At 61.9% G+C, this 15,785-nt stretch carries 19 protein-coding genes; 11 read left to right on the plus strand and 8 right to left on the minus strand.

Annotation, left to right across the window (positions count from 1 at the left end; genetic code table 11):
• Positions 1-18 precede the first annotated feature (18 nt).
• Together MNR02_RS18345 and MNR02_RS18350 are read right to left on the minus strand one after the other, a co-directional pair.
• Entirely contained in the window at positions 19-852 is an 834-nt protein-coding gene (locus MNR02_RS18345; protein WP_241601386.1) for a glycosyltransferase family 2 protein, read from the minus strand.
• Between the two features lie 10 nt (positions 853-862).
• Positions 863-1,939, minus strand: a complete 1,077-nt coding sequence (locus MNR02_RS18350; RefSeq protein WP_241949426.1) for an MraY family glycosyltransferase — start codon at positions 1,937-1,939, stop codon at positions 863-865.
• Positions 1,940-1,990: 51 nt separating this feature from the next.
• On the opposite strand from MNR02_RS18350, the gene MNR02_RS18355 reads away from it, so the two are divergent.
• The 8 genes from MNR02_RS18355 (at position 1,991) to MNR02_RS18390 (ending at position 6,990) form a co-directional block, all read left to right on the plus strand.
• Positions 1,991-2,194 carry a hypothetical protein gene (locus MNR02_RS18355; RefSeq protein WP_241949427.1) on the plus strand — a complete coding sequence of 68 codons (204 nt, stop codon included), beginning with the start codon at positions 1,991-1,993 and terminating at the stop codon, positions 2,192-2,194.
• 275 nt (positions 2,195-2,469) lie between these two features.
• A complete protein-coding gene (locus MNR02_RS18360) occupies positions 2,470-2,679 on the plus strand; it encodes a cold-shock protein (RefSeq protein ID WP_241601389.1) in 210 nt (69 codons plus the stop codon).
• A gap of 130 nt (positions 2,680-2,809) precedes the next feature.
• A complete protein-coding gene (locus tag MNR02_RS18365) occupies positions 2,810-3,034 on the plus strand; it encodes a hypothetical protein (RefSeq protein WP_241601390.1) in 225 nt (74 codons plus the stop codon).
• A 33-nt stretch (positions 3,035-3,067) separates the two neighbouring features.
• The gene (locus MNR02_RS18370; protein ID WP_241601391.1) at positions 3,068-3,448 is read left to right on the plus strand and encodes a DUF6481 family protein; all 381 of its coding nucleotides are present in this window, start codon (positions 3,068-3,070) and stop codon (positions 3,446-3,448) included.
• Between the two features lie 76 nt (positions 3,449-3,524).
• Positions 3,525-4,334, plus strand: coding sequence for a transglutaminase family protein (locus MNR02_RS18375; RefSeq protein WP_241949428.1), 810 nt, complete (start codon positions 3,525-3,527; stop codon positions 4,332-4,334).
• Between the two features lie 122 nt (positions 4,335-4,456).
• Complete coding sequence (locus MNR02_RS18380; protein WP_241601579.1) at positions 4,457-5,530, plus strand: AI-2E family transporter; 1,074 nt, start codon at positions 4,457-4,459, stop codon at positions 5,528-5,530.
• 225 nt (positions 5,531-5,755) lie between these two features.
• Positions 5,756-6,493, plus strand: a complete 738-nt coding sequence (locus MNR02_RS18385; protein ID WP_241949429.1) for a cytochrome c oxidase assembly protein — start codon at positions 5,756-5,758, stop codon at positions 6,491-6,493.
• Entirely contained in the window at positions 6,490-6,990 is a 501-nt protein-coding gene (locus MNR02_RS18390) for a CopD family protein (protein WP_241601393.1), read from the plus strand. Before MNR02_RS18385 ends, MNR02_RS18390 begins: the two co-directional genes overlap by 4 nt.
• On the opposite strand, the gene MNR02_RS18395 is transcribed toward MNR02_RS18390, so the two are convergent.
• Complete coding sequence (locus tag MNR02_RS18395; RefSeq protein ID WP_241949430.1) at positions 6,968-7,468, minus strand: DUF2231 domain-containing protein; 501 nt, start codon at positions 7,466-7,468, stop codon at positions 6,968-6,970. The two genes, MNR02_RS18390 and MNR02_RS18395, sit on opposite strands and share 23 nt — an antisense overlap.
• 27 nt (positions 7,469-7,495) lie before the next feature.
• Here MNR02_RS18395 and coxB point away from each other — a divergent pair, with 27 nt between their 5' ends.
• From coxB to MNR02_RS18410, 3 genes are read left to right on the plus strand one after another with little or no spacing between them, the layout of a single operon-like run.
• A complete protein-coding gene (gene coxB / locus MNR02_RS18400) occupies positions 7,496-8,200 on the plus strand; it encodes a cytochrome c oxidase subunit II (RefSeq protein ID WP_241949431.1) in 705 nt (234 codons plus the stop codon).
• On the plus strand, positions 8,197-10,698 hold the full coding sequence (gene ctaD / locus MNR02_RS18405) for a cytochrome c oxidase subunit I (protein ID WP_241949432.1): 2,502 nt from the start codon (positions 8,197-8,199) through the stop codon (positions 10,696-10,698). Before coxB ends, ctaD begins: the two co-directional genes overlap by 4 nt.
• Positions 10,695-11,012: a hypothetical protein gene (locus MNR02_RS18410; protein WP_241949433.1), complete on the plus strand. Its 318-nt coding sequence runs from the start codon at positions 10,695-10,697 to the stop codon at positions 11,010-11,012. Before ctaD ends, MNR02_RS18410 begins: the two co-directional genes overlap by 4 nt.
• A gap of 15 nt (positions 11,013-11,027) precedes the next feature.
• Here MNR02_RS18410 and MNR02_RS18415 read toward each other — a convergent pair whose 3' ends face one another.
• From MNR02_RS18415 to MNR02_RS18435, 5 genes are read right to left on the minus strand one after another with little or no spacing between them, the layout of a single operon-like run.
• Positions 11,028-12,092, minus strand: coding sequence for an ABC transporter ATP-binding protein (locus tag MNR02_RS18415; protein ID WP_241949434.1), 1,065 nt, complete (start codon positions 12,090-12,092; stop codon positions 11,028-11,030).
• Positions 12,089-13,012 (minus strand): PfkB family carbohydrate kinase, encoded by a 924-nt coding sequence (locus MNR02_RS18420; protein ID WP_241949435.1) that lies wholly within the window; start codon positions 13,010-13,012, stop codon positions 12,089-12,091. Before MNR02_RS18420 ends, MNR02_RS18415 begins: the two co-directional genes overlap by 4 nt.
• Positions 13,013-14,029, minus strand: coding sequence for an SIS domain-containing protein (locus tag MNR02_RS18425; protein WP_241949436.1), 1,017 nt, complete (start codon positions 14,027-14,029; stop codon positions 13,013-13,015).
• A gap of 2 nt (positions 14,030-14,031) precedes the next feature.
• Positions 14,032-14,877, minus strand: coding sequence for a carbohydrate ABC transporter permease (locus MNR02_RS18430; RefSeq protein WP_241949437.1), 846 nt, complete (start codon positions 14,875-14,877; stop codon positions 14,032-14,034).
• Positions 14,877-15,761, minus strand: a complete 885-nt coding sequence (locus MNR02_RS18435) for a carbohydrate ABC transporter permease (RefSeq protein WP_241949438.1) — start codon at positions 15,759-15,761, stop codon at positions 14,877-14,879. Before MNR02_RS18435 ends, MNR02_RS18430 begins: the two co-directional genes overlap by 1 nt.
• Between the last annotated feature and the right edge of the window lie 24 nt (positions 15,762-15,785).

Consider the following 15,785-nt stretch of genomic DNA (forward strand, 5'->3'; position numbering starts at 1 on the left):
TGCGGCCCGCAACAACGATCAGACCGGCAAGCCTTCTTCCCTGCGTCGCAGTTCTTCGGTCTTGATGACGATCATGTATTCGTAAGCGGCGAGCAGCCGGCAGTAGTGGTAGCCTTCCTTCCCATCGAGGAAGCCGCCGCGCAGCACATACATGTAGAGAAAGCGGGCAGTTGGTCGGAATGGCAGACGCATGGACAGTTCCTTGAGTGCCCGCCGACGAAGCTCGGGTACGCCGCTTAGGACATCACGCCAGGGCACGCGCTTCTCGCGCAGGCTGACCACCGTCTCGCGCGCCTCCGAAGAGGAGTAGCGATTATGCTTCTCGTACCAGGCGTTCATGCCCTTGTTGAAGCTGTAATGGATGAAATGCGCGTTGAGTCGGCCTTCCGGGCCTTCGGTCAGGCAGCGGGAATGGGCGTCGCGTTCGTAGCGCACGCGGTCAGGCCGCACCAGCCGGGTGATCCAGGTCGGGTACAGGCTGCTGTGTTTGATCCAGCGTCCCATGAACATGTTCTTGTAACGGATGCGAAAGGCGCTTTCGGGCCGTCTCTGGTCGCGGGCAATCGCCAGCATCTCGTCGCGCAGGTCGGGCGGCGTCACCTCGTCGGCATCGGGCGTATAGACCCAGGGATGCTTGTATTCGATCTCTTTCAGTCCATAGGTTCGCTGGTTCGATTCAGTATCGTGGACCCGCTGATAGACACGGGCGCCGGCGGCCCGCGCGATTTCCACGGTCGCGTCGGTCGAGTAGGAATCGAGCACGACGATATCGTCGCACCAGTCCAGCGAGGCGAGGCAGGCGGGCAGGTTCTTCTCCTCGTTCAGCGTCATGATCAGCACGGAGATCGACATCGTGCTCCTCCTATATCTGCAGCTTGATGGATGGGCTTGCTGCCCGATTGGCGCGCCGATGCGTGGCGGTCTCGACGGTCAGAACGAAAGCGCTGTGAACGACCGTCACGAGCAGCAGGCCGGCAACCATTACCTGCTGCGGCACCTCGAAGAGCAGGCCCAGATAGCCGATACCGCCACACAGAAACGAAACGAGGATGATGATGTAGCTCGTCGCAGCCTGAGACAGACCGGAATCGATCATGAGGTGGTGCAGGTGCCGGCGATCCGCCGACATCGGGCTGCGGTGATCGAGCAGGCGGCGCACCATGAGGCTCAGCGTATCGATGACAGGAACGATCACCAGCCACAGAAGGGATGGGAACGGCAGGCCCTGCGCACCATCCGACAGGCGCAGGATCAGATAGGCGATGATCGCGCCCAACCCCGTGCTACCGGCATCGCCGAGATAGACTGAGGCGCGTGCGCGCCATGGGCTGCGCAAATTGAAGACGAGAAAGCCACCGACCGCCGCAAGCAGCGCCGCGACTGGAAAGATGAGCCCGTCTTCTCCCATCTGAAGCACGAGGACGAGGATCCACACCAGAGTGGATGCGGCCATGCCGCCAGCCAGGCCATCAACGCCATCAGCCATGTTCCAGGCATTGATCAACCCGACGACGAAGCCAACGGAGATGACGAGCAGCACGACATAGGCGCCTGGGCCGGCTACCGGCAGAATGTCGCCGAACGACATCTGCCCCAGGCTTTCGGCGGCGATCATCGCCACGGCAATCATGACCTGTGCAGCGAACCGCAAACGCGCAGGCAAGGTGAAGCGGTCATCCAGGACCCCTAGCGTGACGACGAGGATCGTCGCCAGCCAGAAGCCCGGCCCGACATCCATTCCATTGGCCGTGAGCAGGTTCATGCCGGCGAAGGCCATGAAGATCGCAATCCCCCCGCACAGCGGGACGGCGCCCTCATGGATCTTGCGGTGGTCCGGCAAATCGATCAGGCGAAGCGGCACCGAAAGCCAGCGCAACAGAACGACAAAAACGGTGCTCAGCACGAGAGAAGCCGAGCTTTCGACCAGCAAGAAGATCATCTGACGCCCCTGCAATCGCGCCGATGCCCTTCCCTTAATCGGTCAGGTCGCATGGGCGATGATGCAAGCATAGCGTTTGATTCGCCGGTCACACCATTCGAGCAAAAGGCCAAGGCGATCGGCGCGAAGGGTGAATTCAACGGCATGGCCCACCCCGTCTACTCCCTTTCCATCCCTGTATCCTCCCTTTGGCCGAGGGTGGCAGATGTCGCTGCCACCCACTTTGCGACCGGCATTCTGTACGACGTGCCCTGAGACAAGAAGACAGCGCCCAGGATCAAAGCGGTCGTTGAACGAGCCGGCGCGTGTACGCCATCACCGCACAACCAAATGACGAGATTGAATGCTGAAAAAACTAATAGTTGACCCGCCCACATTACCAGGGTACAAGTGCGCATCGAATTTGCTTTGAGCTTTGCTTGTTGCGCGCCTGGCACCGCGCCCTGAACGAACTTCCTTTCAAAATCGCTATCATCCTCCGGCGCGCCTTGGCGCATCGGTTTCTCAATGTTGCTATGAAAGGGTTCATCATGACCACTGGCACAGTTAAATGGTTCAATTCCACCAAGGGCTTCGGCTTCATTCAGCCTGACAACGGCGATGCAGACGCATTCGTTCACATCTCCGCCGTCGAGCGCGCCGGAATGCGCGAACTCGTCGAAGGCCAGAAGATCGGCTTCGACCTGGAGCGTGACAACAAGTCCGGCAAGATGTCGGCCTGCAATCTCCAGGCTGCCTGATCAGGTAGCGCTTCCCTTTGACCACGGATGTACTGGCACTGCCGGAAGCGCGCCACCCAAAGCAAGGCCAGGCAAACCGCCTGGCCTTTTGTTTTCCGCTCGCCTGCCGGGCGTCACCACAGGAAATCCAATGACCGAAAAACACAGCCGCTCGCGCCAGATGGCCGAGATCGCGTTCAATGCCATCCAGACACCCTTCTTCGCCAAGGCCGAGGCGGTTGAGGAGCTTGCCTCCATCAGCCAGTCCCGCGACGCCAAGACCCAACGGCTCCGCGAAGCACGGCTTGCGAAGAAAATGGAAGACAGCGCATCCGCCACCTCAGCTCTCCTCGCAAAGCGCGCTACGGCGCGGTGATACCTTCTCAACCACAACAGACAGGACGAAAATTTGAAGAACGCCAGAGATAACCAGCTTTCCGACCGCCGCACGGCATCGGCCGATGCGAAGTCGGCCCTGCTGAAAGCCTATCGCGCGGCCCAGGCCACCGCGGCACCTGCCAGAGCGGAGCGCCAGGCTGAACGTGCACTCGTCGCCGCGGCACGCGAGGAACGGCGCGCCGAACGCGAACGCGTAAAGACGGAAGAGCAGGCACGAATCGCCGCCGAAGAAGCCGCCTTGCAGGCCGAGGCGCAAGCGGCTGCGCTTGCCGAGACGCATGCCCGCGAGAGCGCCGAAAAAGCGCGTGTCGCGCGCGTGATCGAAGACGAGGCAGAGCGAAAGGCAGCGCGCGACCTACGCTACGCAAACCGCAAGGCCCGGCGCGCATAGGTCTTCTTCGCCCTGAATGGAACGTCAAGCATGCGAAAGCGTTGCGCTTTATCATGGCTGTTCCAGGGGTATGCCAATGAAAATACGCGCCGGCTTCGACATCGGTTACGAGTGCGAGAACGATACGGCCATGCTGCTGGTTCTCAATATCCACCCCAGCCGGCGCGCCGATCTGCTCACGGAGCAGATCCTGACCTTCGACCGCCCGATTGAGGCTTGGGAATATCTGGACGGGTTCGGCAACGCCTGCAGCCGCATCTTGGCCCCCGCCGGCCTGACGACGATCTCCACCCGCTTCGAAATCTATGACAGCGGCCTGCCGGATCCCATACCGGAGAACGCCTTCCAGCACGACATCAAGGATCTGCCCGACGACGTGCTGGTTTTCCTGCTCGGCAGTCGCTACTGCGATACGGACCGGCTCGCAGATTTTGCCTGGAAACGGTTTTCTACCACGCCGCTCGGCTGGCCGCGCGTGCAGGCGATAGTCAACTTCGTACACAATCACATAACCTTCGATTACAACAAGGCCGACCCGCTCCGAACAGCTTACGGCGGGTTCAACGATCGGACCGGTGTCTGCCGCGATTTCGCGCATCTCGCGATCACCCTTTGCCGCTGCATGAACATTCCCGCACGCTACTGCACCGGCTATCTTGGCGATATCGGCGTTCCCAGGGATCCGCATCCCATGGATTTCAGCGCTTGGTTCGAAGTCTATCTCAGCGGACGCTGGTATACGCTTGATGCGCGTCATAACACGCCCCGCATCGGCAGGATTTTGATGGCGACGGGGCGGGATGCGACTGACGTCGCCCTTTCGACGGCCTTCGGACCCGCACTCCTGACGCGATTCGAGGTCGTGACGGAAGAATCTGCAGGGTAACAGCCACCCTCGCCGGGCGGTTTCCCATTGGCCTTTGATTGAATCTGTCTTTATTGTTCGCCCGAAATGTTCTGCATCCGTCCGGCAGGAATGTCACGAGCGGCCTAGCCAGCAAGGCAACCATGTCTATTCAACGTACGAGCTTCTACGTTCTTCTGACACTCCTGACGGTCGCGTTCCTCTGGCTCCTGCTGCCCTACTACACTGCGATCTTCTGGGCAGTTATCCTTGCCATCATCTTCTTTCCGGTCCACACGAGGCTGGAACGGCGGCTCCACGGCCGCAGCACCATCGCCGCCCTGTTGACGGTCTTGTTGTGCATCTGCCTCGTCATCGTGCCGGCCATGATCATACTCGGTTCTCTCATTCAGGAGGGAACGAGCCTCTACCAGCGGATCAGCAGCAACGAGATCGACCTGAATGCCTATTTCACGCGTATCCAGGACGCGTTGCCGGCGAGCGTCGACAACTGGCTCAATTCGATGCGGCTGGGCGGCTTTGCCGAACTGCGCGACCAGATTTCCTCTGCCTTCATGCAGGCCGGCCAGACGATTGCGGGAAGCATTCTGAGTTTTGGTCAGAACACGCTGCAGTTCTTCGTCAGCTTCGGCATCCTGCTCTACCTGCTTTTCTTCCTGTTCAGAGATGGCGCCGCGCTCGGCGTGACGATCCGCAAGGCGATACCGCTGAGTGACGACTACAGCCGCAAATTCATCGACAAGGTCGCAGACGTGGTTCGCGCCACCGTCAAAGGCAACATCATCATCGCAATCGCTCAAGGTACGATCGGCGGCGTCAGCTTCTGGGCTCTGGGTATTGAAGCCGCCCTGCTGTGGGGCGTGGTCATGACGTTCCTGTCAATGTTGCCCGCTGTCGGTGCGGCACTCGTCTGGATTCCGGCCGCGATCTGGCTCTTCCTTGCAGGCGCTTGGTTGAAGGGCGTGATTTTGGTTCTTATCGGCGTGTTCGTGATCGGGCTGATCGACAACCTGCTGCGGCCACCGCTTGTAGGCAAGGGAACGCGGCTGCCCGATTATGTCGTGCTGATCTCCACGGTCGGCGGTATTTCGCTGTTCGGCATCAATGGCTTCGTCATCGGCCCCCTGATAGCCGCCCTTTTCATCTCCGCCTGGTCGCTCTTTATGCAGGAACAAAACGCCGAGAAGAAAAGGCCCACGGACTCTACGGCCTTATGAACATGCGCGAAGTGGAGATGTAGGGCTGACAAGCCCTGCTTCTTTTGTTCTCACCCCTCGCATCGTCGGTGGAAAAAAGCAGCCGGTTTATGGACTTGCCGCCACCGCGACCTATGTCGCTTCGGACAGGGGCAATCTGGGCGGCGCGGCGACGCCGGACAAAGCACAGGCGCTGGCCAGCCTGCTTGCGAAAACCCATGCGTGAAGCACCGAGCGGAGAGAACGATGCCGAACGACGAAATCTATTGCGGGCCGGCCCCGGACCTTCTGTCCCTGCCGTGGCGGTGGAACTTCGATCCTGTTTTGCTCGTGGCGCTGGCGCTTCTTTCTTTTTCCCTTTATCGCCACGGTAGCGATTGGCCGCGCCGCAACTATGCTGCCGCCGCCGTCGTGGTGCTTCTCGTCGCCTTCGTGTCCCCGCTCTGCGCGCTGGCGTCCGCCCTTTTCTCCGCCAGAGTGCTTCATCACATTCTGCTCGTCGCCATAGCAGCGCCGCTCCTGGTTCTTGCCCTGGGCCGGCTGCCATGGCGGCCCCGCGCGCCGCACATAGCCTTCGCGGTCCATGCGCTGCTGTTCTGGCTCTGGCATTCGCCCGTCGCCTATCACTTCGCGCTTTCCTCCTATGCCGCCTATTGGCTGATGCAGCTTTCACTACTGGGCTCGGCGATGTGGCTGTGGATGATCGCGCTCGATCCCCGGACCTCCGCTGGCAATGCCTGCGCGGTTCTGTTCGGCACGGTGCTGCAGATGGGTATGCTGGCTGCACTTCTCACTTTCTCGCGCAACCCACTCTATGACGTCCATCTGACCACGACTGCGGCTTTCGGCGTGACGCCACTCGAAGACCAGCAACTGGCCGGCGTTCTGATGTGGGTTCCGGCCGCCGGTCCTTATCTCGTCGCCATGCTGTGGCGCATCCGCACCCTGCTGTCGCAGAACAGCCTCGATCGGCCGGCATCGTGATCGCGCTTGCCAAATTCCTGCATATCGCCGCCATCGCGATCTGGGCGGCCGGTGTCGTCAGTCTGCCGGGGCTTTACGTGCAGCGCGCCCATGTGAAAGACGAGGATGCGCTCTTGCGTTTGCAGCGGCTGGTGCGGTTCGCTTATATCGGCATCATATCGCCGGCAGCTTTCGTGGCCGTTCTCACCGGGACGATGCTGATCTTCCTGCGACAGACGTTCGAGGCGTGGTTCTCCATCAAACTCGCCCTCGTCGGCGTCTTCGCCATTCTGCACGTGCTGACCGGTCTCGTCGTCATCAGGCTTTTTCGCGACGGTGAAATTTATCCGCCCTGGCGCTTCGTGACGGCTACGGTTCTCAGTGGCGGGGTCGTGGTCGCGATCTTCTTCATCGTGCTGGCCAAGCCGACAGTGGATCTGGCGCTCATCGACGTCCTCTCCGAGCCAGGTGGCCTGAAGCGCCTCTACGACGAATTCAATCCTTGGGGGAAACCATGAGGCCGACGCCGTGATCGAAGATGAGCTTGCCGCCATGCCAGCCTGCTATCCCCGTGAGAACCGCGGCCAGCCCCGAGAGCAAGAGGCCCTGCGGGAGAACGTCGAGCGGATTGATCATGCGCGTTCCCCAGTTGGCACCCATCACGGCAATGAGGGTCATGGCGGCAATGGCATGCGCCCAACTGGCCGCCCGTGCGCGAATACCCGGCACAAGCAGAAGCTCTGCGGTGCCGACGAGGCCCGCCGCCATCCCCAGGAAGAATGCGCCGCCGGAAGACCACAGCCCGACACGAAGCCAGAAGGCATCGCCCGTCCACCAGTAGAGCACGTCCACGCCAAGCGTGGCGAACACGAAGGCGATGGGAAAGTGCACACTCATGGCATGCAGCGGGTGCCCGCTGATCGCGACCAGCGAGCTGGCATCCTTTTCGTCGACCTTCTGGATGACGGGATTGCCCTTGTCCTGCGTTTCTTCCATGCGTGTTCTCCCTTCCCGCCGATAACCGTGCGACAAGCAATCGGGTTCCGCCGCGTCTTCGTCTTTTCGTCCCCGCTTCTGCTCACCGGCTGCACCGGCGATCTTTCCGCGCTCGATCCGGCAGGTCCCTTCGCCGGCGCTATCGCAAACCTCTGGTGGCTGATGCTGGCTGGCTCGGCGGTAATCTTCCTGCTTGTCCTTGCACTTTTCTTGCTTGTCGTCTTCCGGCCGGGAACCGGACGTCGGGTATCACCTTCCCGCTGGATCTGGCTAGGTGGAATCGTCTTTCCGCTCGTGACTCTGGTCGCGCTGATCGGCCATGGACTGATGCGCGGCGAGTATATCCTGAATCTCGGGATCGGTGGCGAACCCTTCAACGTCGAGGCGCGCGGCAGCATGTGGCGCTGGGACTTCCGCTATGCCGAAGGTGTGCGGACAAGCCAGGGCACCCTTCACATCCCGGCAGGCAGGACGGTCGTGGTGACGGCGACCAGCAATGATGTGATCCACAGCTTCTGGGCGCCCCGCCTCGGAGGCAAGATCGACGCAATCCCCGGCCACGCCGCCACAATACGCATTCTCGCAGACCGTCCCGGCATCTATGGCGGCGTCTGTTCGGAATATTGCGGAACTGGTCACGATGGCATGTCCTTCGAGGTGCATGCCCATGCACAAGAGGATTTCGAAGCCATTCTGGCCGGTCTGCCTCAAGCGCAGGAGCCCGCCCGATGACGCAAGCCCCCCGGAAATCGGCGTTGCGCCTTCATCGTGAACTGACGGAAATATGGGGCACGCCGCCCGGATGGGGCCGCCTGCAGGCTGTCAACCATACCGTCATCGGCAAGCGCTTCATGCTGACCGCGCTGGTCTTCTTCGCCATCGGCGGCATACTGGCCATGCTCATCCGCACGCAGCTCGCCACAACCCAAAGCGCCTTCCTCGACGCAGCCACCTATGCACAGGTCTTCACCATGCATGGCGTGGTGATGATGTTCCTCTTCGCCATCCCCTTCTTCGAGGGGCTCGCGATGTATCTCCTGCCGAAGATGCTGGGAAGCCGCGATCTCGCTTTCCCGCGCATGTCCGCTTACGGCTACTGGTGTTACCTGTTCGGCGGGACCTTTCTCGTCGGCGCGCTCGTTACGGGCGTCGCGCCCGACGGCGGCTGGTTCATGTACACGCCGCTGTCGTCATCGACCTATTCGCCCGGCGTCAATGCCGATGTCTGGCTGCTCGGCATTACTTTCGTCGAGATTTCGGCGCTTTCCGCGGCGGTTGAGATCCTCGTTTCGGTGCTAAAGCTTCGCGCACCGGGCATGTCCTTGACGCGGATGCCGATCTTCGCCTGGTACATGCTGATCGTCGCCGGCATGATGCTGATCGGCTTCCCGCCGCTCATTCTCGGCTCGATCCTGCTGGAAGCGGAGCGGGCCTTCGGCCTTCCGTTCTTCGATCCGACCCGCGGTGGCGATCCACTGCTGTGGCAACACCTCTTCTGGCTGTTCGGCCATCCCGAAGTCTATATCATCTTCCTGCCGGCGGCCGGCGCACTCTCGACGATCATTCCAACGCTCGCGCGTCGCCCGCTCGAAGGCTACGAGATCGTCGTGGCAGCGGTCATCGCGCTCGCATTCCTCTCCTTCGGGCTTTGGGTCCACCACATGTATACGGTCGGCATTCCCCATGTCGCTCTCTCCTTCTTCTCGGCCGCCAGCGGGCTGGCGGCGGTTCCAACCGGCGTGCAGATTTTTGCCTGGCTTGCCACGCTCGCCCATGGCAAGCCGCGACTTTCGGTGCCGATGCTTCATATATTCGGCTTCATGTTCGTCTTCGTGTTGGGTGGGCTGACTGGCGTCATGCTTGCGATGGTGCCGTTCGACTGGCAGGCGCATGATACGCATTTCGTCGTCGCCCATCTCCACTATGTGCTGGTCGGCGGCTTCGTCTTCCCCATGCTCGCCGCAGCCTATTACTGGCTACCCCACATCTTCGGCCGGCAGGCCGTGCAGCATCTTTCGCATGCCGCCTTCTGGATGATCTTCATCGGCTTCAACCTGACCTTTTTCGCCATGCACCTGACGGGTCTGCGCGGCATGCCGCGGCGCATTTCGACCTATCCTCCGGAGGCGGGCTGGGAAACGCTCAACTTCATCTCCTCGATGGGCGGCTTCATCATGACAACGGGTTTCGCCCTTGTCGCGCTCGACCTGTTGCTGCTTGCCGTCTTCGGAAAGCCCTTCCGCCGCAATCCGTGGCAAGCCGGCACGCTGGAATGGGCTATGCCAACGCCTCCGACTGCCTATGCCTTCGCGTCGCTGCCCGAAATCTCGGCGCGCGCCGACCAGCTCGATCCGGACCGTCTCGGGCCAATGCTGGCTTCGGGACAAGGCTATCTTGGCGCAACACGTCACGGCTGGATGGAGGTGATTGGCGTCGACATGGTGACGGGAAAGCCAGAGCAGGTCGTCGTCTTGCCGAAGAGAACCGGCCTTCCCTTGCTGACGGCAATCGCGACCGGCAGCTTCTTTGCGCTTCTCCTCGTGAAACTCTATTGGCTTGCGCCCATTGCACTCCTGATCGTCGCGGCGCTCTTCCTGCTATGGACCCGCGATTGCGGCCTGAAATCGGATCTGGCCGACCTCCCTGTCGGTCACGGTACCAACCTGCCGCATCACTACCAGACCGAGCAGCCTCCATCCTATTGGGCGATGGCATTCACCCTGACCGCCGATGCAACGCTCTTCGCGTCGTTGCTCTTCGGTTCGCTCTTTCTATGGCTGTCAGCCCCGAACTGGCCCCCGGAGAGCGCAATTCCCATCGATGTCACTACGTCTCTGATTGCGGCAGCCGCGCTTGTCGTGGCAGCGGGTTTCGGGCGAGCAACCTTCACGGGCCGAACCGAAAGAAACCTCTGCATCGTCGCGCTTGCCTATGGCGTCGCCCTCCTGGCTCTCGGCTACTTCCTCATCAACACCCACGGCGAGGCGACGCAGCATGCGGCCATGGCCAGCATCTTTGCGGTCAAGACCTATGCGATCCTGCATATTTTCGTCGGGCTTATCCTGTCGCTGTTCTGTCTCTGGCGCGTCAGAAGCGGATATGTCTCCGTCCGCAGGGATCTCGACTTGCGGCTTGGCCGCCAATGGCACCTGTTCACGCTGACCACAGGCCTGATCGCCTTGGCATTCCCTCTGGTCATCAATCTTCTCGCCGGAGGGGCCGGCCCATGAGCGGACGTGCGTTGCTCGGTATCCTGATCGCCTGGATCGGCTGGGCGGGCGGCTTTCTGTTTCTCTACGCCGTTCAAGCGACAGGGTGCCGGGCCGGTTGGAACGAGCAGATGCTCGGCCCGATCTCACTGCTACGCCTGCTGCTGATCATCGCAACAGCAGCCATCGTCCTTCTGCTTTTCTGGCTTACCGCGAAGGCACAACGGGATGGCTCGACCTCTTCGCTGGCGAGGATCGGAGTCCTGGCGAACGGCGCCGCACTTCTCGCCACGATGTGTTTTACCGGCGTGGTATGGCTGCGCCTGTGCGCGTGACCTGAGAGAAATCGGTCAGTTGAGGCGCTGCTCCGTTTCGGCGTCAAAGACATGAAAGGCAGAGGCATCGGCATGGATGGTGATTTCGTCTCCGGCCTTTATGCCCGCATCCGCCGGCATGGCCGCCACGACACGCTGATCGCCAATCCGCGCGGTGACGACGAGCTCCGGGCCGGTCAGCTCGGCAACCTCGCAGCGCGCGTCGCGGAACAAGGGCTCGCGCGATTTGCCGATCGCTTCCGGACGGATGCCGAGTGTGACGCGACGGCCCGGCGCGATGGCTTCCAGCCCTGGAACAGCAACCGTCGCGCCTGTCCCATTGATCGTCACACCCTTTTCTCCCATCGTCCCGGCCAGCAGGTTCATGGGCAGAGCGCCGACAAAGGTCGCGACATAGAGCGTGGCCGGGCGGTTGTAGATGTTTTCGGGCGTATCGAGTTGCTCGATGCGTCCATTGCGCATGACGGCAATGCGCGTCGCGAGCGTCATCGCCTCGATCTGATCATGCGTCACATAAACGACTGTCGTCTTCGTCAGTTGATGCAGGCGCTTCAGCTCGGTGCGCATTTCCAGACGCAGCTTTGCGTCGAGGTTCGACAGCGGTTCATCGAACAGAAAGACCTTCGGGTTGCGCACCAAAGCGCGGCCGATGGCGACGCGCTGACGCTGGCCGCCCGAAAGCTGAGCGGGCTTGCGATTCAGCAGGTTTTCGATCTGCAGCAGCTTTGCAGCCTCCAAGACCGCCTTGTCTCGAGCAGCCTTGTCGACCTTGCGCATTTCCAGCCCGAAGCCGATGTTTCGGTGCACGGTCAGATTGGGATAGAGCGCGTATGACTGAAAGACCATGGCGATGTCCCGGTCCTTCGGATGCACTCCGATGATCGAGCGCTCATCGATACGCACGTCTCCGCTGGTCGGTTCACCGAGGCCTGCGATGATATTGAGCAGGGTGGACTTTCCACAACCGGACGCGCCGAGCAGAACGAGGAACTCTCCGCTCTCCAGCGCTATGTCGATGCCCTTCAGCGTTTCGACCGGACCGTAGCTCTTGCGGATAGCGTCGATGGTCAGAGTGCTCATGCCATGGCTTTCTGCTGGGGCGCTTCGTAACGTCGCGGATGGGTCGAAATGGCGCGCGATGCGACGCCCGTTCCTGCTTCGAGGCTCGCCTTCACGCCCTTGCCCTCCGCATAAGCAGCGAGAAAGGCCGCATTGAAGACGTCGCCGGCGCCAATCGTATCGACCACGGCCACGCGCGGCGCATCCACACGGGTGACTGTTCCGTCGCCTTCAATGGCGATCGCGCCCCTTGGGCCGCACTTCACAACGACAAGACCACCGGCAGACATGCCCCGACGCAAGACGTGACCGGCTTCCACGGGATCGGAAACACCGGCGAGGTTCGTCGTCTCCACTTCATTGAGAAGCGCAATCCGGCAGCGCGACAGCCATGACGCTGCATCGCGCCTGTTAGCATCGGTCCAGCCCTCCAGCGGCCAACCGGTATCCAGCGCCACGCAGATATCGTGACGGTCCGCCCAATCGAACAGGCGGTAGTAGTCCTCGACCAGCTTGTCGGTGAGGAAGGAGCCGCAAAGAAGGGCAATGCCACCCCGAAGGCGGTCACCGTCGAGCACCGCGAAGACATCCTCCAGGCTGAACAGCGGCAGGTGGCCACGCGTCGTGAAGAAGGTTCGCTCGCCATCCGGATGGGTGATGCCGACGGACAGCGTGGTGCTTTCGCCATGTGCCGGCCAATGCCGCGCGTGGTCGCCGAAGCTTGCAGCAAGCCAAGACCCGAACTGATCACGACCAATGCTGGCGGCGATCTCGAACGGTGTGCCGAGCGCCATCCACGCCAGCGCCGTATTGCCGGCCGAACCGCCGACCCGCAACTCGTCGTGACCGACGATGACCTCGGTACCCGGCTGCGGCCAAGGCGCGGCCGGCCCCATGATGAGGTCGACATTGACGTTTCCGATGACGGCGAGCGGTCTCACTCATTCACTCCGGGTAATCTTGGTTGACCGCACCGGCGTTCCCGCGTCGGGAACGCGCGCATCAGCGAAAGCGATCATCAGGCGCTGCGCCGTCGGCAACATCGCGAAGATCGCAGCAAGGCCGTTCGATGCCGGGAAGGCAATCGTTGAGGCACCCGCCACCGGTGGCCGGCCGGAGCAATCGAACATTACGAGTCTTGCGCCGGTATCGACAACGGAAACCGCCATCGCGGTCACCAGATCGGCCGTCTCGTCGTCACCACGAAAGAGAATGACGCCCATCTCTGGAGAGAGCATCTCCATCGGTCCGTGGCGCAACTGCCCGCCCTCCAGCGAGAAGCTTGGTATCCGGGAGAGTTCCGCAAAGCCAAGCGCGATGGCTTCGGCCATGCCCTGCAATCGGCGGCCGGATGTCACGACCGATTGCACATCCGAAAGAGTGGCGACAGCCTCGTCGATCGGCGGCGCCAGGGGTGTATCAAGGGCTGCGAGCGCCGTCGAAACGTCCTCGCCCAGCGCTGCCAAAATGGCCAGATGCAGTGCAAAACTGATCGTGAGGCTGCGCGTCGCGGCGAAAGCCTGCTCGGTGCCCCCCGCACCCACGAGGCAGGGAGCGCTGCGGCCGAGGAAGGAGCCGCTCTCAAGCGTGAAGCCAAAGCTATCGGCATTGCCGCCCGCCTCCGCAAACCAGCGCAGCACTTCCGCGCTTTCACCGGACTGGGAGGTGATGAAGACTGTCCTCCCATCCAGGGAAAGCGGTGCGGAAAGCTGCTCGGACAGGGGGACGGCGATGGCGTCGATGCCGAGGTCACGGTAGAGCGATTCGACGGCACGGCCGACCGCGTGCGAGCCGCCCATGCCGAGCAGCAGAAGTTTGCCGGTCCGCTTCAGGCTGGCGGCGGCCTTCTCGGCCGTCTCGCCATTGGTGCGGAAAGAGGCAACGGCATCGGCATGCTGGCGCTCCATCTCTCGATCGATTGCCTGGAGCCCCTTCGGCCGATTTGTCGTCTCGGTCATGATCATCCTTTCACACCGCCGCTGGTGAGACCCGAAATCAGGGCCCGTTGCATGATGAGGCCGACAAGGACGGGCGGCAGCGCGGCAAGCACGCCGGCCGTCGCGATCAGCCCGTAGTCGGAAACCCTGCCGCCCGCGAGTTCGGCTATAGCCACCGTCAGGGTTCGGGCGCGCTGGTCCGAGGTGAAGAGCAGCGCATAAAAGAACTCGTCCCAGGCAAGCAGGAAGGCAAAGAGCGCCGAGGTCGCGACGATGGGCATGGCAAGCGGCAGCGTGATGATGCGCAAGGTCGCAAGCAGGCTCGCGCCATCCATCATCGCCGCTTGCTCGATCTCTCGGGGAATACCGTCGAAGCCAGACTTCATGAGCCAGGTCGTGAAGGGTGCCAGAATGGTAAGATAGACCAGCGCCAGCCCAAAGACGGAGTTCAGCAGCCCGAGAGCCGCCAGTGCCATGTAGAGTGGAACCGCAAGGGCGACCGGCGGCAGCATGTAGGTGGCGATCACGAGCGACAGCGACCAACTGATGGAGGGCGTGCGCGAAACGGCCCATCCGGCCGGCACCGCAAGCGCAATAGCCGCGAGCGTCGCCATGCCGGCGACGAGGACGCTGTTGACCAGCGAGGCAACAAAGTTGGCGCCCGCACTGTTGGGAATGCTTGAAAGCAACGTCGCGTAACGCGAGAAATCGACCGCGCTCGGCCACCAATTTAGCGGTCGGGCAACGAGATCGGCAGCCGGCGAGATGCTCATCACGAAGAGCCAGAACACCGGCGCGACGATGACGACGGCGAGAAGCAGCGCCGCGGCGTAAATAAAGACGGAGACGAGAAGGCTGCGGCGTTCCATCAGGCGGAACTCCCCGCCGTGCGACGCACCAGCATGCCATAGCCGACCGCGAGCACCGTCACGATAAGCGTGACGACCAGAGCAAGCGACGCCCCGGAGCCTGCGCGCTGGAAGGAGAAGGCTTCCTGATAGACGAGAATCGACAAGGTCCGCGTCGAATTGGCCGGGCCGCCGCGCGTCATCACCCAGATGATGTCGAACACCTTGAAGGCCTCGATCGTGCGCAAAACCAGCGCCACCATCAGCGGGCCCGCAAGATAGGGCAGGATGACGAAGCGAAAGCGGGCGAAGGGTCCCGCGCCATCGACAAGCGATGCGGCGGTGATGTCACGCGGCACCGCCTGAAGCGCGGCAAGCGCAATGAGCGCCACGAGCGGAAAGTTCTTCCAGCAATCCGCGACGATCAGCGCGGTCATGGCCGTGCCCGGCTCACCCAGCCAGGAACGATAGCTGTCGAGCAGCCCGATCTGCGTGAGCGCGGAATTCAGCGCGCCGTATTCGGGATTGTAGATCAGCCGCCACAGCGTGGCGTTGACGACGGTCGGCAGCGCCCAGGGCAGGATCAGCAGCGCGCGCAGCACGGCGCGGCCGTAGAATTGCTGGTTGAGGAGAAGGGCAGCGAGGACACCGATCACCATTTCGGCGGTGACCGAGATGACGGCAAACCACGTCGTGGCAAAGAGCGCGCGCTGGAAATTGTTGCTCGACAACATCTTGACGTAGTTGTCGAACCCGACGAAGGCGCCTCCCGTCCCGACAAGCTTGGCGCCGGTAAAGGAAAGCCTGACGGTATCGATCATCGGCCAGCCGATGACGGCTGTCATGATGATCAGAAGGGGCAGCATGAGAAGCCATGCCCGGGTCGTCATCCAGGTGCTGGACATCACGTCTTCTTCGTCGCTTGTCGG

This window comes from Shinella sp. H4-D48 (genome assembly GCF_022637395.1).
Classification (GTDB): domain Bacteria; phylum Pseudomonadota; class Alphaproteobacteria; order Rhizobiales; family Rhizobiaceae; genus Shinella; species Shinella sedimenti.